We start from the raw sequence: 23,553 nt of genomic DNA on the forward strand, positions 1-23,553 counted from the left end.
AACGGTGCCATTCGTTATCTAAGTGAAGGCAGGCGTCGCCGTGGAGAGGGTGCTCTCCAAAAGGGTCGAATCGCCCATCTCGTTGAGTACGAGGGCCAGCGCGCCCAGCACTTCCGCCCGGCCGCCGAGAGCCCCTGGCAGCACCGAGAGCTGCCGCGCGGCGCTCGGAATGGCGTACCGGGAGACCGAGTCGCGGATCGGCCCGAGCACCAGCTCCCCCGCCTCGGCGAGGGAGCCGCCGAGCACCACCCGGCTCGGGTTCAGCAGGTTGCACAGGTTGGCGACTCCGCTGCCGATGTGCCGTCCGACGTCCCCGATCACCCGGCGGCAGCCCGGATCGCCCTCACGGGCCAGCTGGACCACGCGCTCCATGGTCAGATCGGGCCCGTGGCTGGGCTGGAGCAGGGGCAGGACGTACCGCGCGGCCGCGAAGGTCTCCAGGCAGCCCCGGTTGCCGCAGCGGCACACAGGGCCCGACTCGTCGAGCGTGATGTGCCCGATCTCGCCGGCCGTGCCGCCGGGGCCCCGGTAGATGGAGCCGTCGATCACCAGACCGGCGCCCACCCCGCTCGCGACCTTGATGTACGCGAGGTCCCTGACCCCGCGCCCGCTCCCCCAGACCAGCTCGCCCAGCGCCCCGAGGTTGGCGTCGTTGTCGACGTACACCGGAACGCCGAGGCGCCCGGCCAGTTCCTCGCTGGGATTGATGCCCGTCCACCCCGGCAGGATCGAGGTGGAGCCCAGCGTGCCGGACTCGACGTCGATCGGGCCCGGCACGCCGAGCCCGACCCCGATCACCTTGTCCGGAGCGATCCCGGTGGCCTCGATCAGCCGGTTCACCAGCTGTTCCGCCCGGCCGAAGCCCTGCGCGGACGAGGCGTCCACGTCCAGCGGTTCGGACTCCTCGGCCAGCACCTGGTGGGCCAGGTTGCCGACGGCCACCCTGAGGTGCGTATGGCCGAAGTCCACGCCGACCACGATGCCCGCGTCGCCGCTGAGCGAGACGCTGCGGGCCCTGCGGCCACCCGCCGAGGTGGGTGTGACCTCGACCGTGCCGCTGTCCTTCAGCTCGCGAACGATATTGGAGACGGTGGCCGCGGAGAGGCCGGTGCCCCTGGCGATCTCCGCCTGGGTGAGCGATCCCGCCATCCGTACGGCCCGTACGACGCGCTCAAGGTTGGCCCGATGCAGAGATGTCTGCGACCCCGGAGTCTCCATCGACTCTCTCACTCCTGCCGTTTTCTCTAACATGTGAACCCTAAGCTGAGCGTTTTGGGGCACTCCCCGTCAAGACCTTGAGCAGTCGGAGCCTCGGATGAGCATGCTGCCTCCACATACCGGGGCCCGCTCACACCCCTGAATACGCACAAAAGCCGCAGACAGCAGACGAACCGCCCCTCGACCGGTGGCCGAGGGGCGGTTCGTCCGTGTGTGGACCTGTTCGGTTGTGGTGCCAGGTGCTACTTGATCGCTCCTGCGGTCAGGCCGGCGACGACCTGGCGCTGGAAGATGATGTAGGCCGCGAGGACCGGCAGCATCGCCATCACCAGACCGGCGAAGAGACCGGACCAGTCGCCCTTGTAGCCCTGGCTCGTGGCCAGCTCGACCAGCCCCTGGGAGAGCACCTTGCCGTCCGGTTCGGTGTTGAGCACCGTCGGCAGCATGTACTGGTTCCACTGACCCAGGAAGTTGAAGATGCCCACGCTGATCAGGCCGGGCTTCGCCATCGGCAGCATCACCTGGAAGAACGTCCGGGTGTGCGAGGCGCCGTCGAGCATGGCCGCCTCCGCGACCGAGGTCGGCAGCGTCCGGAAGAACGAGGTGAGGAAGAAGACGGTGAACGGCAGCGAGTACGCGATGTAGACCAGGATCAGTCCGTGCACCGAGTTCAGCAGGCCCATGTTGTTCATGACGAAGAACAGCGGGACCAGCGCCAGGATGATCGGGAAGCTCATCCCGCCGATGAACAGGTAGTAGATGAAGCGGTTCCCGGGGAACTCGAACCGCGACAGCACGTACGCCGCCATCGAACCGAGCAGCAGGGTACCGATCAGCGAACCGCCCACCACCAGGATGGTGTTGAAGAAGTAGTCGCTCATATGGGCCTGGGTCCAGGCCCGCGACCAGTTCTCGAAGTGCAGCTTGTCGGGCAGCTTCCACGGCGTCGACAGGATCGAGTCGTCGGTCTTGAAGGACGCCATCACCGCCCAGAGCAGCGGCATGACGACCAGGACCGCCCAGATGATCAGCACACCGTGCGAGAAGACATTGAGGACCTTGCCCTCGCTGCTCTTCGCCGGACCGCCGCCGGGCGCACCCGTCTTCGCCACGGGCGAGCGCTGCGCCGGAACGGCAGGAGGAGTCTCGGTCACCTTCACGTGTGCTCACCTCGTACTGCTGTCGCGCCGGCCACCGGGGCCGAGCTGTCTCGCATGCCGGGAACCCGGGCGTCGTACCCCGAAATGAGTGGCATCAGAACTCCAGCCGCTCGCGCCGGCCCAGTCGCATCACGATGGCCGCGAAGGCCATGGTGACGATGAGCAGTCCGACACCGATCGTGGTCGCGTATCCGGCCTGGGCGTCACGGAAGGCCGTCTGGTACACGTACAGCGGCAGGACCGTCGTGGAGTAGTCGGGACCACCCGGACCCACGGTCATGACCTGTACGGCGGTGAAGGCCTCCACACCGAGCGCCAGGATGCCCATGTAGACCCAGCCGGACTGCACGGTGTCCCAGAGCAGTGGCAGCGTGATCTTGAAGAACGTCGTGACGCGGCTCGCGCCGTCCAGCAGCGCCGCCTCGTAGAAGTCCTTCGGAATGGACGCCATGCCGGCGGAGAAGAGGACGACGAAGAATCCGACCGTCGACCAGATCAGCACCACCATGACGCAGTAGAGCGCGAGATCCGGATCGCCCAGCCAGTCCGGCTGGAGACTTCCGGCACCGACCGCCTTCAGTGTCGTGTTCAGCATCCCGTCGGCGGGGTTGAACGCGAACTGGAAGAGCAGGGCGACGATCACGATCGACAGGACCTGCGGGAAGAAGTAGGCGATCTTGTAGAAGGAGGATCCCCGCACGCCGGCGATCGCGGCACCCTTGCGCCGTCGACCGCCGACATTGAGCATGAAGGCGAAGAAGAGCGCGAGGCCCAACGTCACCAGCGGCAGCAGCAGCACGAGCAGCACACTGTGCTGCAGTGACTTCCAGAAGATGTCGTCCTGGAGCATCCGGCTGTAGTTGTCGAGGCCGACCATCTTGAAGTCCGGGCTCAGGCCGGTCCAGTCCGTGAACGAGTAGTAGATGGACTGGACGAACGGCCAGATGACGAAGACCGCGTACAACGCCAGTGGGGCTGCCAGGAACCCCACGATGAACCGGTACTTGCCGTGCTGCATCGTTTACCGACCCCGATCTGTCCGCGGGTGCCGCCGCTGGTGACGGTTACTCACTGGTGCTTGTAGTGCTTGATGGACTGGTCCTTGGCCGCCGCGTCCGCGAAGGCCTGGATCTTCTTGATGGTCTCGGCCGGGGTGGCGCGGCCCGCCATCATCTCGCCGATGCCGGCGATGCCGATCTGCTCCTTCTGGAGCTTCGCGTACCAGTCCTGCAGACGGGGGTTGACGACGTTGTCGCCCGCCTTCTCCAGCACGTCGACACCCGACTGCATGGCGGTCGACAGCGTCAGGCCGTCGGTGCCGCCGTTGAAGGCGCTGAGCGACTTGACCTGCTTGGTGAAGTTCTTGGAGGAATCCTCGCTGAGCATGATGCGCAGCTGCTCCATGGCGCCCTCGGGGTTCTTCGCCTTCGACGGAACGACGAAGGGCTCACCGCCGGAGGCCCAGATGGTGCCGAAGGGCATCTTGTCCGACGAGTCCAGGCTGGAGGGCGCGCCGACCATCATCTTGAAGTCCGGGGGCGTGGTGGGTGCGGCCTCGTTCTCCACCCACGAACCGTTCGGGATGAAGAGCGCCTTGCCCTTGGTCCACTGGGTCTGCGACTGGATGTGGGTCAGGCCCGGGGTGCCCTTAAGGATGTAGCCCTTCGCGTAGAGCTCGTAGTACGCCTCGAACGCCGCCTTGACGGCGGGGTCCTTCCAGGCGTTCGGCTCCAGGTTGTCGATCTTGTCGAGAACCTCACGGCCGCCGATCTTGGCGATGAAGGGGTAGAGCGAGAACGGCAGGTAGTACGGGAACTTGCCCGGGTACGTCCAGCCGGCGATGCCCTTCTTCTTCGCCTTCGCGCACAGGGCGAGCATGTCGTCCCAGGTCTCCGGGTACTCCGCGTCGAGGTTCTCGAGCGCGGTCTGCGAGTACCAGACGCCGTAGACCGTGTACGCGTAGTACATGATCCAGACCGGGTCGCCGTCGAACTGGCCCATCTCCAGGACACCGGGGCGCAGCGTGTCGCGGACCTTCTTGGCCGGATCGTCGTAGGACGGCGCGTCCATGAGCGGCGTCAGGTCGAGCAGCTGCTTCTTGCCGACGAGGACACCCATGTCCATCTGCTCGGCGCCGGAGTTGTCGATGAGGTCCGGCGGGGTGCCGCCGTTGAAGCGCGGCTGGAGCTGGGACTGGATCTTCTGGGTCCCGACGTGCTTGACCTTCGGTGCCTTCGGGAAGGCCGCGTTGTACTTCTTCTCCGCGTCGATCGCGTACTGCTGGCCGAAGCCACCGTCGAAGATGACGACTTCGAGGGCCGCGGTCTCATTGACGCCGAGCGGGTTCTTCTTGCTCTTGGTGCCCTTTTCGACCTTGTCGTCGCTGCCGCTGTCGCCACTCGCGCAGGCGGAGAGGAAGCTCATGGTCGGAACGGCAATCAGGCCGAGCGCCGCGGAGCGCTTGATCAGATCGCGGCGGCCGAGACCGCCGTTGTCGCTCTGCGCAGAGGTGGATCCCATGCTCAAGTCCTCGCCTTCTCCAGGACTCAGGCGGTGTATCGGTCACCCATCGATATCGCCTCAGGCGAAGGGTCCCGCCACCGCGGTCAGTTGCGCTTGGTTTGTGCAGATTTCCGTGTCTTGCGTGCGGTGGGGGTGCCGGGAACCGTACCGCTTCGAACGCCCCCAGGCATCTCCCGCAACCGTCCCCCGTGCCCCCGAGTGCACCGCCGCGTGAAGCGACCGTGCAGATGCCGACAGGTATAGTCCACTTGTCGCCAACTGAGCAAGATCGAGTGCAGGTTTGAGCGGCAGTCTTTCCCGAGTTGAGACCTCACCGCTACCCGCGCTCTCCCCATTCGGGGCACGCCGGGCTCCGTCCGCTTCGCGGCGCAAGGTATCGATTTCCCCTCGACGGCCGATTTCAGCACCGTTTCCCCGGCAACACCCTTGACACCACTGTCCCCTTACCTCCCTACTGGACCCTGCGAATCGCGTTTGACAACGTTGTCGAACGCCTTTTCCAGGGGAGGAATCGCTCGGGATGATCCGGATGACCGGGACCAAGAGAGTCCATGCAGTCGCGACAAGAGTCCATATGGGAGCCCATGTCACCGCCCTGGTGGCGGCCGCTTCGCTCCTTGTGGCGACCGCTCCTTCCACCGCCGTCGCCCGGCCCTCCGCCGCTCCGGAGCAACCGGTTGGTGAAGGCCGGGAGTTCAGCACCTCCTTCGAAGCGGACGAAAAGCAGCCGGACTGGCGCAACACCGTGGAAGAGGGTCCTGACGGCAAGAAAAGGTCGTCAGGTGTCGATGGCGGATTCTCCGCCGGAATACCGGGCAATGTCACCGACAGGGTGACGGACCTGCGCGCCAGTGGCGAGAACACCGGCAGCGGAGAGGTCAAGGAGAACCTCGTCGATGTCGAGTCCAGCACGAAGTGGCTCACCTTCGCACCGTCCGGATGGGTCGAATTCGACCTTGCCGAACCGGTCAAGGTCGTGACATACGCACTGACTTCGGCCAACGACCACGACGAGCGCGACCCGCGCGACTGGACGCTGAAGGGTTCTGCCGACGGGACCACGTGGAAGGACCTGGACACCAGGACCGGGCAGACCTTCTCCGAGCGGTTCCAGACGAAGTCGTACGATTTCACCGCGGACACGGCCTACCGCCACTTCCGTCTGGAGATCACGAAGAACAACGGCGCCTCGGACGCGCTCCAGCTCGCCGACGTCCAGTTCTCCGACGGGGACACCTCCACGCCCGCCCCGGACGAGATGCGCAGCCAGGCCGACCGCGGCCCGTCCGGCTCCCCCACCGCGAAGTCGGGCGCCGGGTTCAGCGGGAAGAAGGCCCTGCGCTACGCCGGTACGCACAAGCCGGACGGCCGCGCCTACTCGTACAACAAGGTCTTCGACGTCGACACCGCCGTCACGAAGGACACCGAGCTCTCCTACCTCGTCTACCCGCAGATGGGCGAGACGGATCTCGACTACCCCGCGACGCACATCGCGGTCGACCTCGCCTTCACCGACGGCACGTACCTCAGCGGCCTCAAGGCGACCGACAGTCACGGCGGCCTGCTCACCCCGCAGGGCCAGGCCGACGCCAAGCGGCTGTATGTGAACCAGTGGAACAAGGTCGCCTCGCGCATCGGTACCGTCGCGGCGGGCAAGACCGTCGACCGCGTCCTGGTGGCGTACGACTCCCCCAAGGGCCCGTCGAAGTTCCAGGGCTGGATCGACGACATCAAGATCGCCCCGAAGGCCCCGGAGAAGCGCAGGGCCCACCTGGCGGACTACGCGCTGACCACCCGCGGCACCAACTCCAGTGGCGGGTTCTCGCGCGGCAACAACATCCCGGCCACCGCCGTCCCCCATGGCTTCAACTTCTGGACGCCGGTGACCAACGCCGGCTCGACGAGCTGGTTGTACGACTACTCCCGGGGCAACAACGAGGACAACCTGCCCGAGGTGCAGGCGTTCAGCGCCAGTCACGAGCCCAGCCCCTGGATGGGGGACCGCCAGACCTTCCAGATGATGCCGTCGGCTGCCGAGGGCACTCCGGACGCCTCGCGCTCGGCGCGCGCGCTGCCGTTCCACCACGAGAACGAGACGGCTAAACCGCACTACTACGGTGTGACATTTGACAGTGGTCTCAAGGCCGAGATGACGCCCACCGACCACGCGGCGCGGATGCGGTTCACCTACCCCGGTGACGACGCGAGCATGGTCTTCGACAACGTCTCCAACGCCGGCGGATTGACCCTGGACGCGAAGTCCGCCTCCTTCACCGGCTACTCCGACGTGAAGAGCGGTGGCTCGACCGGAGCGACCCGCCTCTTCGTCTACGGCGTCTTCGACGCGCCGGTCACCGGCAGCGGCAAGCTGAGCGGTGGTGGCGGCGCCGACGTCACCGGCTACTTCCGCTTCGACGCGGGCAAGGACCGTACGGTCAACCTGCGCCTGGCGACCTCGCTCATCAGTGTGGACCAGGCGAAGCAGAACCTCGCCATGGAGCTCCCGGAGTCCGCCTCCTTCGAAGAGGTCAGCAGCCGGGCGCGGAGCGCCTGGGACCGTCTCCTGGGCAAGGTGGACGTCGAAGGGGCCAACGCCGACCAGCTGACCACGCTCTACTCCAGCCTCTACCGGCTGTACCTGTACCCGAACTCGGGCTTCGAGAAGGTCGACGGCAAGAACAAGTACGCCAGCCCCTTCTCGCCGCGGACCGGCCCCGACACCCCGACCCGGACGGGCGCGAAGATCGTCGACGGGGAGGTGTACGTCAACAACGGCTTCTGGGACACCTACCGGACGACGTGGCCCGCCTATTCCTTCCTCACCCCGAAGAAGGCCGGCGAGATGGTGGACGGCTTCGTCCAGCAGTACAAGGACGGCGGCTGGATCTCCCGTTGGTCGTCGCCCGGTTACGCGGACCTGATGACCGGAACCAGTTCGGACGTGGCGTTCGCCGACGCGTACGTCAAGGGCGTGGAGTTCGACGCGGAAGCGGCGTACGAGGCGGCGCTCAAGAACGCGACCGTCGTCCCGCCGTCCGCCGGAGTCGGCCGCAAGGGCATGGAGACCTCTCCCTTCACCGGATACGCCAACACGGCGACGCACGAGGGTCTTTCCTGGTCGCTGGAGGGCTACCTCAACGACTACGGCATCGCGCAGATGGGCAAGGCCCTCTACAAGAAGACGAAGAAGGCGCGCTACAAGGAGGAGTCCGACTACTTCCTGAACCGTGCCCGCAACTACGTCAAGCTCTTCGACGACAAGGCCGGCTTCTTCCAGGGCAAGGACGCCAAGGGCGACTGGCGCGTCCCGTCGGACCAGTACGACCCGCGGGTCTGGGGTTACGACTACACCGAGACCAACGGCTGGGGCTACGCCTTCACCGCCCCGCAGGACAGCCGCGGACTCGCCAACCTCTACGGCGGGCGTGACGGCCTCGCCAAGAAGCTGGACACGTACTTCGACACACCGGAGACCGCGGGACCGGAGTTCGTCGGCTCGTACGGGGGCGTCATCCACGAGATGACGGAGGCCCGTGACGTCCGGATGGGCATGTACGGCCACAGCAACCAGGTCGCCCACCACGCCACGTACATGTACGACGCGGCCTCCCAGCCCTGGAAGACGCAGGAGAAGGTCCGCGAGGTCCTCGGCCGCCTCTACACGGGCAGCGAGATCGGTCAGGGCTATCACGGCGACGAGGACAACGGCGAGCAGTCGGCGTGGTTCCTCTTCTCCTCGCTCGGCTTCTACCCGCTGGTGATGGGCAGTGGCGAGTACGCAATCGGCTCGCCGCTCTTCACCAGGACCACGGTGCACCTGGAGAACGGCCGGGACCTCGTGGTGAAGGCCCCGAAGAACAGCGCGAAGAACATCTACGTCCAGGGCCTGAAGGTCAACGGCAAGAAGTGGAGGTCCACTTCCCTGCCGCACGACCTGCTGGCCAAGGGCGGCGTGCTGGAGTTCGACATGGGCTCCAAGCCCTCCGCCTGGGGTACGGGCAAGAACGCGGCGCCGGTCTCGATCACCAAGGACGACGAGGTGCCGGCCCCGAGGGGCGACGCGCTCAAGGGCGACGGCGCACTCTTCGACAACACCTCGGCCACGTCGGCCGCGGTCGAGTCGGTGGAGCTGCCGGTGGCCTCGGCGACGAAGGCGCTCCAGTACACGCTGACGTCGTCCGCGGCGGACAAGGCCCCGGCCGGCTGGGTCCTGCAGGGCTCGTCGGACGGCACGACCTGGAAGGACCTCGACAAGCGGTCCGGACAGACCTTCGCCTGGAACAGGCAGACCCGGGTGTTCTCGGTCGGCCGGCCGGGCTCGTACACGGCGTACCGGCTGGTGGCCGACGGCACGGCGACGCTGGCGGAGATCGAGCTGATCAGCCAGAAGTAGCGGGCTGGACGCTCGACCGACGCGGTGCCCTTTCCGGCGAGGTCTGCCGGGAGGGGCACCTGCCCGTTCCGGGCCGCAGGAGCGTTTTCCACTCCTGCGGTGTCAGCCGATCAGGGCACTTATGACACGTTTTCAGTGTCTTACCTGACTTTTACGATGATTCATGGCATCCCTTAGGCGATCAGGTGATCAGTACGACAATCATCTCGACTTGAAGGAGCCCTTCATGCGCATTTCCGCTTCCGTCCGCTCCCGCAGCGTCCGCACCGGCACCACGGTGGCCGCCGCGGTCGCCGTAGCCGGCGCCACCCTGGCCGGAGCACCCGCCGCCTACGCCCTGCCCGGCGACAGCGGCGACATCGACATCCGTTCGGTCAGCTGGCACTCCAGCGGTGACCGCGACGGGGTCGAGGTCTGCAAGTTCGTGCTCGTGGCGAACAACTTCGAGTCGTTCCCCTCGGTCCCCTGGACGATCACCGAGCAGCCCCCGACCGTGCCGCCGGGCAACACCCTGCTGGCCACCCTGCCGCTCGTGAACGGCAGTGCGCGCAGCCAGGCGTACCTGCTCCCCGAGGGCACCTACAAGCTGGTGTGGGTGGTCCCGGCGGGCCCGAAGCAGAAGAGCTTCAACGTCGAGTGCCCCGAGCGCGGCCAGGGCCAGGGACAGGACCAGAGCCGGAATGAGGGTGAGGGCCAGGGCGGCAGCAAGCACTACAAGCCGTCCGGCGCGGTGCCCGCGGGCGGCGGCGGTGTCCCGGACATGGAGACCGTCAGCTCCGAGAGCGACTCGAACGCCGGGACCACCGCCGCACTCGTCGCCGGGGCCGCCGGAGTCGCGGGCCTGATCATGGCCGGCCGGTCCGCACGTCGCCGTGCCCGTGGCGAGGCGTAACGCCCGCTGCCGACGGCGACGACGAGGACCGAGTCGCGCATGCCGTCTCACCATGACGTTGTGCGTGACGTTCTCACTGGTGACCGGCATCGCCTGGGTGTCCTCGGACTCCTCCGAGGACACCCCGTCGGTCACCGCCGCCCGCGGCAGCGACGCCGCGGGCGGCGGGCCGGCGCCGTTCCGGAGGGCGCCGCACAAACCACAGGAGCATGTACCCGCCTCACACGCCCCTTTGGCGCCCTCCCGACCGCTGAAGGTCGCGATTCCCGCCATCTTCATCGAGGCCCCGGTCACCGGCCTCGGCCTCGACAAGAAGGGCCGGCTCGGGGCCCCGCCGTTGAGCAAGCCCAAACTCACGGGCTGGTACGAGAAGGGCGCGTCCCCCGGTGAGGCGGGAACGGCCCTGATCGTGGGCCACCGGGACACCAGGACCGGCCCCGCGATCTTCCTCAACCTCAACGCGCTGCGCCGGGGCGACAAGGTCAATGTGGTGCGCGCGGACCGGAAGACCGCGGTGTTCACGGTCGATGCCGTGAACACGTACACGAAGGACAAGTTCCCCGACGACAAGGTGTACGGGGCGACCGGGCGGCCCGAACTCCGGCTGCTGACCTGCGGCGGGCGTTTCGACCAGAAGACCGGGGGCTACTCGGCCAACGTGGTGGTCTTCGCCCACCTCACCTCACTGAAGAAGGCGGTATGACATCCGCCCATGGGCCCAGGCCGGTACCTCGGGGGCAAGGTACCGGCCGTCCGTGCGTCCGGAGCCGCATCCCGGCGCCGACTGTTCAGACCCGCACCGCCCGGAACAGCCTTTCCGGCAGGGCCATGTTGAGCGCCGTGATGACCGGCTTGCCGTGCTCCGTACCGAGCCGGGAGACCGCTCCCGTGGCGAGCTGGAACAGTTCACCGCTCGCGGGTGTCAGCCGCAGATAGCGGGCGGTGAGCACCCGCAGGAAGTGGGAGTGCGCCACGAGGGCGATATCGGCGTCCCCGAGCCGCGCCGCCGCCACCCCCACCTCCGCCAGCACCCGGTCGGCCCGCGCGCCCACCTGTTCCGGGGTCTCCCCCGGGTGTTCGGCCGGGCCGGGGGCGACGCCGTCGGTCCACAGGTTCCAGTCGGGGCGCGTGCGGCGGATGTCGACCGTGGTCACTCCTTCGCACGCCCCGTAGTCCCACTCGTGCAGGTCCGGTGTCTCGCGGGGCTCGGGCAGTTCGGCGAGTTCGGCGGTGCGGCGGGCACGGAGGTACGGACTGGTCAGGGTGAGGCCGATGTGGCGCTCGGCGAGCAGGGGCACGAGGGCCTTCGCCTGACGCTCCCCCAGCTCCGTCAGGGGCAGATCGGTGTAACTCGTGTGCTGCCCGGAACGGGACCACTCGGTCTCTCCGTGCCGGATCAGGATCAGCTCGCCCATGGTGGTTCCGCTCTCTTGTCTCGGTGGCGCGGCTGTCGCGGGTGCGAACGCCCGGGCCCACGATCGCACTTGCGGATGAGCCTCGCCCGGCCACCCCTGCGGCGCGTCCGCCCGGCGCCACGTCGGGGCGTGGCGCGGTAGTCGCCTACCGTAGGGTCCTGCCTGCACGTTTTCCCGAGGGGGGACCTCATGTCCGACAGCTTTCCGCCGCCACCGCCGCCCCATCAGCAACAGCAACCGCCATGGGCCACGGCGCCGGGGCAGGGCGGGCCGTGGCCGCCTCGCAAGGGCAAGAGCAACACGGGGCTGATCGTCGGGCTGTCCGTCGGTGGCGCGGTCCTCGTTCTGGCCCTCCTGGGGACGTTCCTCTACTTCGTGGGCAAGACCGTTACGGAGTCTGCGGGACCGCGTACGCGTGCGTCGGCCGAAGCGGTACCCAGCCAGGAGCCTTCGGTCACGCCCACACTCACGCCCACCGGTACGGACGCGGAGGAAGACGTCCGGATCGCCGGATGCGCCGTGGACTCGCTGACCTCGTGGCCGGCCGCCCGGATGGAGATAGTGAACGGCTCCGGGGGCGCGGCGGATTACTACGTGACCGTGGAGTTCGTGGACCGGGACGGCACCCGGGTCGCGGACGGGATCGTCGGGGTGGTCGGCCTCGCGCCGGGGCAGACCGCGAAGAAGAAGGCGCAGGGGCTCGACAAGGCCCCCAGCGATGTGAAGTGCCGGATCACCGAGGTGCGGCGGACCCCGTCGGTCGGCTGACCCGTTGCGGAAGCGCTGAACGGACCGAAGGGCCGCACCCCGTACGACGGGGTGCGGCCCTCAGTGGTGTGCGGTGCGCTCTACTTGCGGATCAGGCTGCGGAGCACGTACTGCAGGATGCCGCCGTTGCGGTAGTAGTCCGCCTCGCCGGGGGTGTCGATGCGGACGACGCCGTCGAACTCCACACCGGTGTCGGTGGTGACCTTGACCGTACGCGGGGTCGTGCCGTTGTTCAGCTCGGTCACGCCGGTGAAGGAGAAGGTCTCCTCGCCGGTCAGGCCGAGGGACGCGGCCGTCTGGCCCTCCGGGAACTGGAGGGGCAGGACGCCCATGCCGATGAGGTTCGAGCGGTGGATGCGCTCGTAGGACTCGGCGATGACGGCCTTGACGCCCAGGAGCGCGGTGCCCTTGGCCGCCCAGTCGCGGGACGAGCCGGAGCCGTACTCCTTGCCCGCGAGGATGGTCAGCGGGACGCCCGCCGCCTGGTAGTTCTGCGAGGCGTCGTAGATGAACGACACGGGGCCGTCCGCCTGCGTGAAGTCGCGGGTGAAGCCGCCCTCGGTGCCCGGCGCGATCTGGTTGCGCAGGCGGATGTTGGCGAACGTGCCGCGGATCATGACCTCGTGGTTGCCACGGCGCGAGCCGTAGGAGTTGAAGTCGCGACGCTCGATGCCGTGCTCGCTGAGGTACTTGCCGGCCGGGGTGTCGGCCTTGATCGCACCGGCCGGGGAGATGTGGTCGGTGGTGACCGAGTCGCCCAGCTTCGCCAGCACGCGGGCGCCGGAGATGTCGGTGACCGGGGTGGTCTCCATCTGCATGCCCTCGAAGTACGGGGGCTTACGCACGTAGGTGGACTGCGGGTCCCACTCGAAGGTGTTGCCTTCGGGGATGGAGAGGGCCTGCCACTGGGCGTCGCCCGCGAAGACGTCCTGGTAGGACTTGTTGAACATGTCCTCGCCGATGGCGTTCGCCACGACCTCGTTGACCTCGGCCTCGGAGGGCCAGATGTCCTGGAGGTAGACGGGCTTGCCGTCCTGGTCGACGCCGAGGGCGTCCTTGGTGATGTCGACCTTCATCGAACCGGCGAGGGCGTACGCGACGACCAGCGGCGGGGACGCGAGGTAGTTCATCTTGACGTCGGGGTTGATCCGGCCCTCGAAGTTACGGTTGCCGGAGAGCACCGAGGTCACGGCCAGGTCGTGGTCGTTGACCGCCTTGGAGACCTCGTCCGGCAGCGGGCCGGAGTTGCCGATGCAGGTGGTGCAGCCGTAGCCGACGAGGTTGAAGCCGACCTTGTCGAGGTACGGGGTCAGGCCCGCCTTGTCGAAGTAGTCGGTGACGACCTTCGAGCCCGGGGCGAGGGTGGTCTTGACCCACGGCTTGCGGGTCAGGCCCTTCTCCACGGCCTTCTTCGCGACGAGCGCGGCGGCGACCATGACGTACGGGTTCGAGGTGTTGGTGCACGAGGTGATCGCGGCGACGGTGACGGCGCCGTGGTCGAGCTCGTACGTCGTGCCGTCGGGGGCGGTCACGGTGACCGGGTTCGACGGGACGCCGTTGGTCGTGGCCGGGGAGTCGGAGGCCGGGAAGGACTCCTTGCCCGCCTCTTCGTCGTCCGTGACGTAGTTGCGTACGTCCTGGGCGAACTGCGCCTTGGCGTTCGCGAGGACGATGCGGTCCTGCGGGCGCTTCGGGCCGGCGATGGAGGGGACGACCGTGGAGAGGTCGAGCTCCAGCTTCTCGGAGAAGTCCGGCTCGGCGGCCGGGTCCAGCCAGAGGCCCTGCTCCTTGGCGTACGCCTCGACGAGCGCGACCTGCTTGGCGTCGCGGCCGGTCAGACGGAGGTACTTCAGCGTCTCGTCGTCGATCGGGAAGATCGCGGCGGTGGAGCCGAACTCCGGCGACATGTTGCCGATGGTGGCGCGGTTCGCGAGGGAGGTGGCGGCGACGCCCTCACCGTAGAACTCGACGAACTTGCCGACGACGCCGTGCTTGCGGAGCATCTCGGTGATGGTCAGCACGAGGTCGGTGGCGGTGGTGCCGGCCGGGAGCTCGCCGGTCAGCTTGAAGCCGACGACGCGCGGGATGAGCATGGAGACCGGCTGGCCGAGCATCGCGGCCTCGGCCTCGATGCCGCCGACGCCCCAGCCCAGCACGCCGAGGCCGTTGACCATCGTGGTGTGCGAGTCGGTGCCGACGAGGGTGTCGGGGTACGCCTGGCCGCCCCGGACCATGACCGTACGGGCCAGGTGCTCGATGTTGACCTGGTGGACGATGCCGGTGCCCGGGGGGACGACCTTGAACTCGTCGAAGGCGGTCTGGCCCCAGCGCAGGAACTGGTAGCGCTCCTTGTTACGGCCGTACTCCAGCTCGACGTTCTGCGCGAACGCGTCGTTGGTGCCGAACTTGTCGGCGATGACGGAGTGGTCGATGACCAGCTCGGCCGGGGCCAGCGGGTTGATCTTCGCCGGGTCGCCGCCCAGCTCCTTCACGGCCTCACGCATGGTCGCGAGGTCCACGACGCAGGGGACGCCGGTGAAGTCCTGCATGATCACGCGGGCCGGCGTGAACTGGATCTCCTGGCTGGGCTGGGCCTGCGAGTCCCATCCGCCCAGCGCCCGGATGTGGTCGGCGGTGATGTTCGCGCCGTCCTCGGTGCGGAGCAGGTTCTCCAGCAGCACCTTCAGGCTGTAAGGGAGGCGCGCGGAGCCCTCGACCTTGTCCAGCTTGAAGATCTCGTACGACTCGTCGCCCACGCGCAGCGTGCTGCGGGCGTCGAAGCTGTTCGCCGACACGACAGTCTCCTTCTTCAATGTGCGCGTACTACCGCGCCGCGCCTCATTGGCGGCCGGCGCCGCGTGGTGCCGCCTACGGCTCCCACCATCCGCTAAGGTAAGGATTAGTTAGGTAACCCTTACCGAGCGGCGGCTGCGGTACGCCTCGGCAGATATCTCGATGTCGAGATAACTCTAGTACATCGCCGCCGCGCGGTCATGCCCGGGCGCCGCTGACCGCTGTCCTCCAATCGAGGCGTTCGACAGCGAACCCAGTCGTTCCGGCTTCTTTGCCGGCGAACCTGGTCGTGCGAGGGGACGTACGGGGGGGGCGCTGGGCGGCCTTACCGGTCGGGCGGGTCTCGCGGAGCCGTACGCCGGGCTGTCGTACGTGGATGCAGCGACCGTCTCCGTCACGGCCTGCGCCCGGGGCGACATCACGTCGTCGACTCCAGAATGCGGTCGAGTGTCCGGCGCCCCATTCCGCTCATCGTCGGATTGCTCTCGACGTAGTACCAGACAAGACCCATCGCCTGTTCGAAGGCCCATGCCTTGCCTCGCTCCCACTCCAGATCGTCGCAGGCCAGTGTCTGCCGGAGCACTTCCCGTGGGCCCGGCTGCAACAGGTGCCAGGCGCTGACCAGATCCAGCGCGGGGTCGGCCGGGCCGAAGCCGCCGGTGTCGAGTACGCCGCCGAGCCGGCCACCCGCGACCAGTACGTTGCCGGGAATCAGGTCACCATGGCTCATCACGTCGGCAGCCGTGCGTGGCAACTCCCGGAGGTGCCCCCACACGTGGCGCAGCCTGGGCACGTCGAGCAGCCCCCTGCTCTCCTCGAAGCACTTCGCCATCCAGTCGTCGTGGTGAGCGAGAACGCCGCCACGGTTCTCGCCGCTGAAACGCCGCCCCCGCGTCTCGGCGTCCCGCAGGGCTGCGATGAAGGCCGCGAGGTCCTCGGCGAAAGCGTCCGACCCGCTCGGGTCGGCATCGAAGGCGACCGTTCCCGGCAGCCATGTCTGGACCGACCACGGCATGGGGTAACCCGCTCCAGGTTTTCCCAGGGCGATGGGTTCCGGAACGGGAAACCGGGACACCTGTGCCAGCTCCGCGCTCGCCCGGGCCTCCCGTTCCAGAACCGCCAGCGTCTCCTCGGCATCGGCCAGACGCAGCGGGAAGCGCGCGGAGAGGTCGTCCCCGACGCGGAAGATGGCGTGGACCGTCCCGGTCGACGGCTGGAGTCGGATCGCCTTGCCGCTCCACTGAGGGAACTGTTCTTGGATCAAGGCCGCAACGATGGCGGTGGTCACGTCCGCTTGGTCATCGTGCATGGTCAATCTCGCAGGCCCTTCGGCTAGTCCAGTTCGAAACGACGGAAGCAGTCCAGATCAACTGGGACGACAGCCAGTTATTCGGACGCCAGGCTCCAGATCAACTGAGATTTTTTTCGGCCACCCAGGTGACAGGTCGTGGCGACCCGGGTGACCGTAAGCGGTCACAGCGCTAGCGCCGGGGGACGTCCTTGACGAACACGATCCCGTCGCTGTCCGCCAGGTGGGCCGGGTCGAGCGGGGCGTAACCGAACCAGGGGGACTCGCGGGGCGCGGGGCGCGCGTCGCCGAGGGTGGTGGCCAGCCGCCGGGCGTCGATGACGCTGCGGTCCTGCGGGAGCGCGTACAGGAGTCCTTCGACGGTGTCCGGCGGGGGCGTGTCCACTCCCTGGTGCCGGATCGTGCCGAGGGCCGTGGCCACGAAGGCGTACTCCTCGCCGAGCCGGGCGCTCACCAGCGCGCCGGCGCTCCACCACTCCAGCGGCATCCCGCCCATGCGTATCGTGCTCTTCTCCCGCTGGAGATGGGAGTTGTGGGCGTGGACGAGTGCCGGGCCCCGGTCGGCGGCGGCGAGGAGGTTGTGGGCCATCATCTGGTCCCGCACGCCCACCAGCCGGGTCAGACGGGCCGGTGAGGTGTCGGCCATCCAGTGGTGGTAGCGCAGCAGGCCGGTCGCGGTGCGCCCGTACAGGCACGCCCGGTCCCAGTCGTCCCGCGAGGTCGCCGCGATCAGGTGCGGCGTCTGCGCGTCGAGCAGGGCCACCAGATCGTCGGCGAGCAGCCGCAGCCGGCCGGCCTCGGCCGACTGCCCCACGGACCGGGCCGGGTCCCTCATCGCGGCGGGCTCCGTCCACCGGTCGTCGGCGCCGAGCAACTGGTCGAGCGTTTCCCCGGTGCAGGGGAGCAGGTCCGCGTCCGTCCGGGCCGCGAGGTAGCCGTGGAGTGCGGTGAGGGCCTGGCGGGGGCTCGCGGCGCCGGTGATCTCCAGCGGGCCGTCGCAGCCTGCGAAGCGGAGCCGCTCGGACGCGGGCCGGCCGGCGTTGTGGGCGCGCATCCAGCGCACGAGCTCGCGGTTGGCCGCGGAGGCGCCCCAGCCGTGGCTGAATCCGTGCTCCATGACCTCGTCGAGCGTGCCGGTTCCCGAGGTGACGTAGTCGTCCACGACCAGGCCCATCATGCAGTCGCTCTCGATCGCGATCGTCCCGTAGCCCTCCTCCTCGACGAGCTGCCGGAACAGCTCGTTGCGCAGGTCGAGCAGGGCGTCCTCGCCGTGGGTGGGCTCGCCCAGGGCGAGCAGCCGAGGCCGGGCCGGAAGCAGCGCCATGACGGCGGCGGCCTCGACGGCATGGACGGTGTCCTGGATGTCAGTAGCCATGCCTTCAACGCTATCGTTGAACCTTCGGTTGAAACTTTTCCGCGATATCGGCAGCGCATCGGCAGGACCATGGGACAAAACCTTAAAAGTGGTGAGCGGCTCAGGCCAGTCGATCTGGCGCGCGCGCACGGTCTGTCCACGCAGGCGATCCGGAACTACGAGGAGGCCGGCATCCTTCCGGCCGCCGACCGCACACCCCACGGCTACCGCACCTATACCTCGCTGCACGCGGGGGCCCTGCGCGCGTTCCTTGCCCTGCTGCCCGGCCACGGCCACCGGACGGCGACGTCGGTCATGCGGGCCGTGAACCAGGGTGCGGCCGAGGAGGCGTTCCGCCTCATCGACGAGAGCCACGCCCAGCTCCTCGACGACCGCCGGACCGTCCAGGCCGTGGAGAGCGCCCTGCGCGACCTGGAACCCATCACGGCGCCCGGGCCTGGCGCGGGGACCGAGCCGGCCGTGGTGTCCGGGGCCGGCGCGGGGTCCGGGGCCGGCGGCACGTTCATCGGGCCGCTGGCGGGGAAGCTCGGCATCCGGCCCGCGACGCTGCGTGCATGGGAGCGCGCCGGGCTGGTGCGCCCGCGCCGCGACCCGCGGACCGGGTACCGCGTCTACGACGAGGCCGACGTACGGGACGCCCGGCTGGCCCACCAACTCAGGCGGGGCGGCTACCTGCTGGAGCAGATCGCCCCGCTGATCGCCCAGGTGCGGGCGGCCGGCGGGCTGGAGCCGCTGGAGGCCGCCCTGAGCGACTGGCGCGCCCGGCTGTCCGCCCGCGGGCGGGCCATGCTGACCGGGGCCGCCGAGCTGGACGCGTACCTCCGCGAGCGCGGGCCCCGGGAATCAGGTGGTGGATCGGTCAGGAATCGAGAAGCGGGGTCACCAGGCCCGTCCTAGCATGATCGTCATGGACATCACCATTCACACGAGCGCGCTCCCGCACGACGACCCGGACGCGTCCCTCGCCTTCTACCGCGACATCCTCGGTTTCGAGGTCCGCAGCGACGTCGGCCAGGGCAAGATGCGCTGGATCACGGTGGGGCCCGTCGGCCAGCCCGGCACGTCCATCCTCCTGGCTCCGCCGGCCGCCGACCCCGGCATCACCGAGGACGAGCGCCGCACCATCGTCGAGATGATGGCCAAGGGCACCTACGGCTGGATCCTGCTGGCCACCCCGGACCTCGACGGCACCTTCGAGAAGGTGCAGGCCGGGGACGCCGAAGTCGTCCAGGAGCCGACCGAGCAGCCGTACGGGATCCGTGACTGCGCCTTCCGCGACCCCGCGGGCAACCTGATCCGCATTCAGGAGCTTCGCTGAGTCCTCCGGTCACCGGTCCGGACCCGACGGCCGGACGGTGACCGTCTGCGCGTGATGCGGCGGCCCGCCTCCGGGCCGCTGTCGCTGTTGCGACCGGCTCCTCGACTCCGACGAGCCGGTCTTCGCCATAGAGCGCCCTGCCCGGCACCTCGGCATGCGACCCAGGCGCTCACGGACATCAACGAAGTGGAGTCCTGTCATGTGCCACCCCGCATGGGGCCGCGCACGCGCCGCGGCGCAGCGTCTGAACGAACTCGCGCGACTGCGCCGCGTCCGCGACCAGATCGACCGGGAGCACGCGCGGCCGCTGAACGTCGAGGCGCTCGCCCGCGACGCGAACATGTCCGCCGGGCACCTCAGCCGCCGGTTCCGGCTGGCCTACGGCGCTTCGCCGTACGCGTACCTGATGGCGCGTCGCATCGAGGTCGCCACAGCGCTCCTGCGTCGCGGCGACCTCAGCGTCAGCGACGTCCGCTCCACGGTCGGCTGCGCGTCCCCGGGCATCTTCAGCACCCGCTTCACCGAGCTGGTCGGCATGTCGCCCAGCGCCTACCGGCGCCGCGCGACGGGCGCCGCGGGGGTGCCGCCGTACGCGGCCGAGCAGGGGACAGGACCGGTCAGGAATCAAGAAGCGCCCGCCGCCGAGCCACAACTAGCGTGATGACCATGACATCGATCGCACACATCACCCTCGACGTGGCCGACCCCGCGGCCGCCGCCCACTTCTACGCCACCGCCTTCGGCCTGGACACGCAGATCCGTCTGCGGGCCTCGGAGGCACCCACCACCGGCTTCCGTGGATTCACGCTGTCGCTCACGGTGTCCCAGCCGGCCGACGTCGACAGTCTCATCGACGCCGCCCTCGGCGCCGGGGCCACGACGGTGAAGCCCGCGTCGAAGTCGCTCTGGGGTTACGGCGGTGCCGTACAGGCCCCGGACGGGACGATCTGGAAGGTCGCGACCTCGGCCAAGAAGAACACCGGCCCCGCCAGCCGGCAGATCGACGACATCGTGCTCCTGCTCGGAGTCGCGGACGTGGCCGCGAGCAGGAAGTTCTACGTCGGCCAGGGCCTTGCCGTCGAGAAGAGCTTCGGCCGGACGTACGCGCAGTTCGCCGCCGGGTCGGGCCCCGTCAAACTGGCGCTGTACCGGCACCGCGCCCTGGCCAAGGACGTCGGCGTCTCGCCCGACGGCACGGGATCACACCGGATCGCCGTCGTCGGCGACGGAGAGGCCTTCACGGACCCGGACGGGTTCGCCTGGGAAGCCGTATCGTCGGCCACCGCGGTCTGAGGTGCCGGCCCGCGGCCCGAGTGAACCGAGCGACAACCGGACGGCGCCCCTCCCGGAACGAGGGGCTCCGCCACGAAGTGAACCGGAGGAAGCATGACGGACGTACCGCCGCGGGGACTTGAGGAGAGGCTGCGCGACACTCGGGCGCGGCTGGAGAGCGACATCGACCTGTGGGTCGCGACGTCGGGCTCGCCGGGCGGGGTTCACCTCGTCCCGCTCTCGTACCTCTGGGACGGGAACACGTTCCTCGTCTCGACGCCGCGCGCCTCGGTCACCGGCCGCAATCTGCTGGCGGACGGACGGGTGCGGCTCAGCCTCGGACCGACCCGCGATGTCGTGATCGTCGACGGCACCGCCGAGCCGGTGGACCTCGACGACCTCGCTCCCGGGACGGGCGACGCGTTCGCGGCCAAGACCGGTTTCGACCCGCGCGAACCCGACGTCCAGGCCTACCAGTACTTCGCGATCCGGCCGCGGCGCATCCAGGCCTGGCGTGAGGCGAACGAGCTGCGGGGACGCGACCTCATGCGCGACGGCCACTGGCTCGGCTGACCGCCGCCGCCACTACCGCCTTCGCTACCGCCGCCACCCGTACGGGCGCATCCGGCGTGCGGGTTCACCGGGCCCGACGGACCCTTCATAGGAGGTACGACCACCGCCGGGCAGCGACCGGTGGTGCGCGACACCCCGCCCCCACCGCGATCTTCATCTCATATCTGAGATAGCGTGCGGGCATGGAAGACGACTACCTCGTACGCATCGGCAAGCTCATCCGTGACGCCCGCCAGCACAGGGGCTGGACACAGACACAGCTCGCCGACGCGCTCGGCACGAGCCAGAGCGCGGTCAACCGGATCGAGCGCGGCAACCAGAACATCAGCCTTGAGATGATCGCCCGCATCGGCGAGGCGCTCGACAGCGAGATCGTGTCGCTCGGCTACGCCGGGCCCATGCACCTCCGAGTGGTGGGCGGCCGTCGGCTCTCCGGCTCCATCGACGTCAAGACGAGCAAGAACGCGTGTGTCGCGCTGCTCTGCGCCACGCTCCTCAACAAGGGCCGTACGGTGCTGCGCCGGGTGGCGCGCATCGAAGAGGTCTTCCGGCTGCTGGAGGTGCTGAACTCCATCGGGGTCCGCACCCGCTGGATCAACGACGGGGTGGACCTGGAGATCGTCCCGCCCGCCCAGCTCGACCTCGCGTCCATCGACGCCGACGCCGCGCGCCGGACCCGGTCCATCATCATGTTCCTCGGCCCGCTGCTGCACCGGGTCGACCAGTTCACCCTGCCGTACGCGGGCGGCTGCGACCTCGGTACGCGGACCATCGAGCCCCACATGATCGCGCTGCGCCGGTTCGGTCTGGAGATCGCCGCGACGGACGGGCTCTACCACGCGCAGGTCGACCACTCGATCACCCCCGGCCGCCCCATCGTGCTGACCGAGCGCGGCGACACGGTGACCGAGAACGCGCTACTGGCCGCCGCCCGGCACGACGGGACGACGATCATCCGCAACGCGTCCTCCAACTACATGGTCCAGGATCTCTGCTTCTTCCTTGAGGCGCTGGGCGTCAAGGTCGAGGGCATCGGCACGACGACGCTGACCGTGCACGGTGTACCGCAGATCGACGTGGACGTCGACTACTTCCCGTCCGAGGACCCGGTCGAGGCGATGAGCCTGCTGGCCGCCGCGGTCGTGACGGAGTCCGAGCTGACGATCCGCCGGGTCCCGATCGAGTTCCTGGAGATCGAGCTCGCGGTCCTTGAGGAGATGGGCGTCGACTGCGACCGTACGACGGAGTACGCCGCCGACAACGGCCGCACCCGGCTGGTGGACCTGACCGTCCGGCCCTCCAAGCTGGAGGCGCCGATCGACAAGATCCACCCGATGCCGTTCCCCGGCCTCAACATCGACAACGTGCCGTTCTTCGCCGCCATCGCGGCCTCCGCACACGGCCAGACCCTGATCCACGACTGGGTCTACGACAACCGGGCGATCTACCTCACCGACCTCAACCGCCTCGGCGGCAGGCTCCAGCTCCTCGACCCGCACCGGGTCCTGGTGGAGGGCCCGACCCGCTGGCGCGCCGCCGAGATGATGTGCCCGCCCGCACTGCGCCCGGCGGTGGTGGTCCTGCTCGCGATGATGGCGGCCGAGGGCACGTCGGTCCTGCGCAACGTCTACGTGATCAACCGTGGTTACGAGGACCTTGCGGAGCGTCTCAACTCGGTGGGGGCACAGATCGAGATCTTCCGCGACATCTGACCGAGGCATGCCGACGTGGCCCGTCCTCGCTTGTTCGCCCCTCCCGGGGGTAGCAGCGGGAGCACTGGCCGAGTAAAGGAGCTTGTTGTGGTGTCCGAAGCGCGTGACGTGGTGGCCGTGATTCTCGAGGACCATCGCACCATGGAGGAACTGCTGCGGCGAATGCGGAGTGTCGAGGAGGACCGAGGGGCGGCTCTGAAGGACTTTGCCGCGCTCCTGGTCGCCCACGGAGAGGCCGAGGAGGGCGAGGTCTACCCCGCACTCAAGCGGTTCCGGAACGTGGACAACGAGGAAGTCGAGCATGGGGAAGAGGAGCACCACGAGGGCAACGAGGCGCTCCTCGCCCTGATGGAAGTGGAGGAGGTCGGCTCCGACGAGTGGGACGAGAAGCTGGAGGAGCTCGCGAAAGCCGTGACCCACCACCTCGATGAGGAGGAGCGCACGATCCTCAACGGAGCCCGGGAGAACGTGCCGGACGAGCGCCGCGCCGAACTCGGCGCGGCCTTCCTCCACGACCGGGCCAAGCACCTGAAGGCCGACTGCGGGAACATCGACAGCGTCCGCGCGGTCGTCCGGGCGCACTGAACCTCACAGCGGTACGCGGGCACCCATCCGGACAGGCCGGATGGGTGCCCGCCTGCTGACGCCCCGGCCCCCGGCGGTGCACCGGGCCGGCCCGCGGGGCCCGCCGGGGCGCCCCCGCTTCCTGTCCGCGCTTCCCCTTGCTGTCCGCCGCCGTCAACCTCCGTCTGCGCGTGTTGACTTCCGCGCCTAGTGCAGATTCACTAGATCGGCACTGATGTCCTCGCACTATGAGGTAGTGATGCGGCAG

At 68.7% G+C, this 23,553-nt stretch carries 19 protein-coding genes; 11 read left to right on the plus strand and 8 right to left on the minus strand.

Annotated elements, in window-relative coordinates:
- Positions 1–18 precede the first annotated feature (18 nt).
- The 4 genes from AC07FA_RS19040 to ngcE form a co-directional block, all read right to left on the minus strand.
- A complete protein-coding gene (locus AC07FA_RS19040) occupies positions 19–1,218 on the minus strand; it encodes an ROK family transcriptional regulator (RefSeq protein WP_479076824.1) in 1,200 nt (399 codons plus the stop codon).
- 242 nt (positions 1,219–1,460) lie between these two features.
- A complete protein-coding gene (locus AC07FA_RS19045; protein ID WP_479076825.1) occupies positions 1,461–2,378 on the minus strand; it encodes a carbohydrate ABC transporter permease in 918 nt (305 codons plus the stop codon).
- A gap of 94 nt (positions 2,379–2,472) precedes the next feature.
- Positions 2,473–3,396 carry a carbohydrate ABC transporter permease gene (locus AC07FA_RS19050; RefSeq protein ID WP_479076826.1) on the minus strand — a complete coding sequence of 308 codons (924 nt, stop codon included), beginning with the start codon at positions 3,394–3,396 and terminating at the stop codon, positions 2,473–2,475.
- Positions 3,397–3,446: 50 nt separating this feature from the next.
- Positions 3,447–4,898, minus strand: coding sequence for an N-acetylglucosamine/diacetylchitobiose ABC transporter substrate-binding protein (gene ngcE / locus AC07FA_RS19055; RefSeq protein ID WP_479076827.1), 1,452 nt, complete (start codon positions 4,896–4,898; stop codon positions 3,447–3,449).
- A 577-nt stretch (positions 4,899–5,475) separates the two neighbouring features.
- Here ngcE and AC07FA_RS19060 point away from each other — a divergent pair.
- From AC07FA_RS19060 to AC07FA_RS19070, 3 genes are all read left to right on the plus strand, one after another.
- Positions 5,476–9,294, plus strand: coding sequence for a GH92 family glycosyl hydrolase (locus AC07FA_RS19060; protein WP_479076829.1), 3,819 nt, complete (start codon positions 5,476–5,478; stop codon positions 9,292–9,294).
- A 226-nt stretch (positions 9,295–9,520) separates the two neighbouring features.
- Positions 9,521–10,186, plus strand: a complete 666-nt coding sequence (locus AC07FA_RS19065) for a hypothetical protein (protein ID WP_479076831.1) — start codon at positions 9,521–9,523, stop codon at positions 10,184–10,186.
- A gap of 52 nt (positions 10,187–10,238) precedes the next feature.
- Positions 10,239–10,889 (plus strand): class F sortase, encoded by a 651-nt coding sequence (locus tag AC07FA_RS19070; RefSeq protein ID WP_479076832.1) that lies wholly within the window; start codon positions 10,239–10,241, stop codon positions 10,887–10,889.
- An 85-nt stretch (positions 10,890–10,974) separates the two neighbouring features.
- Here AC07FA_RS19070 and AC07FA_RS19075 read toward each other — a convergent pair whose 3' ends face one another.
- A complete protein-coding gene (locus AC07FA_RS19075) occupies positions 10,975–11,601 on the minus strand; it encodes a histidine phosphatase family protein (protein ID WP_479076834.1) in 627 nt (208 codons plus the stop codon).
- A gap of 189 nt (positions 11,602–11,790) precedes the next feature.
- Between AC07FA_RS19075 and AC07FA_RS19080 the strand changes: the two genes are divergently transcribed.
- On the plus strand, positions 11,791–12,369 hold the full coding sequence (locus AC07FA_RS19080) for an FxLYD domain-containing protein (RefSeq protein ID WP_479076836.1): 579 nt from the start codon (positions 11,791–11,793) through the stop codon (positions 12,367–12,369).
- A gap of 80 nt (positions 12,370–12,449) precedes the next feature.
- Here the strand turns inward: AC07FA_RS19080 and acnA are convergent, their stop codons facing one another.
- The 3 genes from acnA to AC07FA_RS19095 form a co-directional block, all read right to left on the minus strand.
- Positions 12,450–15,164, minus strand: coding sequence for an aconitate hydratase AcnA (acnA, locus tag AC07FA_RS19085; RefSeq protein ID WP_479076838.1), 2,715 nt, complete (start codon positions 15,162–15,164; stop codon positions 12,450–12,452).
- 416 nt (positions 15,165–15,580) lie between these two features.
- Entirely contained in the window at positions 15,581–16,471 is an 891-nt protein-coding gene (locus AC07FA_RS19090) for an aminoglycoside phosphotransferase family protein (RefSeq protein WP_479076839.1), read from the minus strand.
- A 172-nt stretch (positions 16,472–16,643) separates the two neighbouring features.
- Positions 16,644–17,846 (minus strand): erythromycin esterase family protein, encoded by a 1,203-nt coding sequence (locus AC07FA_RS19095; RefSeq protein ID WP_479076840.1) that lies wholly within the window; start codon positions 17,844–17,846, stop codon positions 16,644–16,646.
- A gap of 69 nt (positions 17,847–17,915) precedes the next feature.
- Between AC07FA_RS19095 and AC07FA_RS19100 the strand changes: the two genes are divergently transcribed.
- The 7 genes from AC07FA_RS19100 to AC07FA_RS19130 all read left to right on the plus strand — a co-directional run bounded on the left by AC07FA_RS19100 (position 17,916) and on the right by AC07FA_RS19130 (position 23,306).
- Positions 17,916–18,743 carry a TioE family transcriptional regulator gene (locus AC07FA_RS19100; protein WP_479076841.1) on the plus strand — a complete coding sequence of 276 codons (828 nt, stop codon included), beginning with the start codon at positions 17,916–17,918 and terminating at the stop codon, positions 18,741–18,743.
- A gap of 10 nt (positions 18,744–18,753) precedes the next feature.
- Entirely contained in the window at positions 18,754–19,164 is a 411-nt protein-coding gene (locus AC07FA_RS19105) for a VOC family protein (RefSeq protein WP_479076842.1), read from the plus strand.
- A 199-nt stretch (positions 19,165–19,363) separates the two neighbouring features.
- On the plus strand, positions 19,364–19,825 hold the full coding sequence (locus AC07FA_RS19110; protein ID WP_479076843.1) for a helix-turn-helix transcriptional regulator: 462 nt from the start codon (positions 19,364–19,366) through the stop codon (positions 19,823–19,825).
- A 5-nt stretch (positions 19,826–19,830) separates the two neighbouring features.
- A complete protein-coding gene (locus tag AC07FA_RS19115) occupies positions 19,831–20,457 on the plus strand; it encodes a glyoxalase (RefSeq protein WP_479076844.1) in 627 nt (208 codons plus the stop codon).
- Between the two features lie 93 nt (positions 20,458–20,550).
- Positions 20,551–21,009 (plus strand): pyridoxamine 5'-phosphate oxidase family protein, encoded by a 459-nt coding sequence (locus AC07FA_RS19120; RefSeq protein WP_479076845.1) that lies wholly within the window; start codon positions 20,551–20,553, stop codon positions 21,007–21,009.
- 182 nt (positions 21,010–21,191) lie between these two features.
- Positions 21,192–22,721 carry a helix-turn-helix domain-containing protein gene (locus AC07FA_RS19125; protein ID WP_479076846.1) on the plus strand — a complete coding sequence of 510 codons (1,530 nt, stop codon included), beginning with the start codon at positions 21,192–21,194 and terminating at the stop codon, positions 22,719–22,721.
- 90 nt (positions 22,722–22,811) lie between these two features.
- Entirely contained in the window at positions 22,812–23,306 is a 495-nt protein-coding gene (locus tag AC07FA_RS19130) for a hemerythrin domain-containing protein (RefSeq protein ID WP_479076847.1), read from the plus strand.
- Positions 23,307–23,553: the final 247 nt, after the last annotated feature.

This window comes from Streptomyces sp. NPDC045968 (assembly GCF_056430475.1).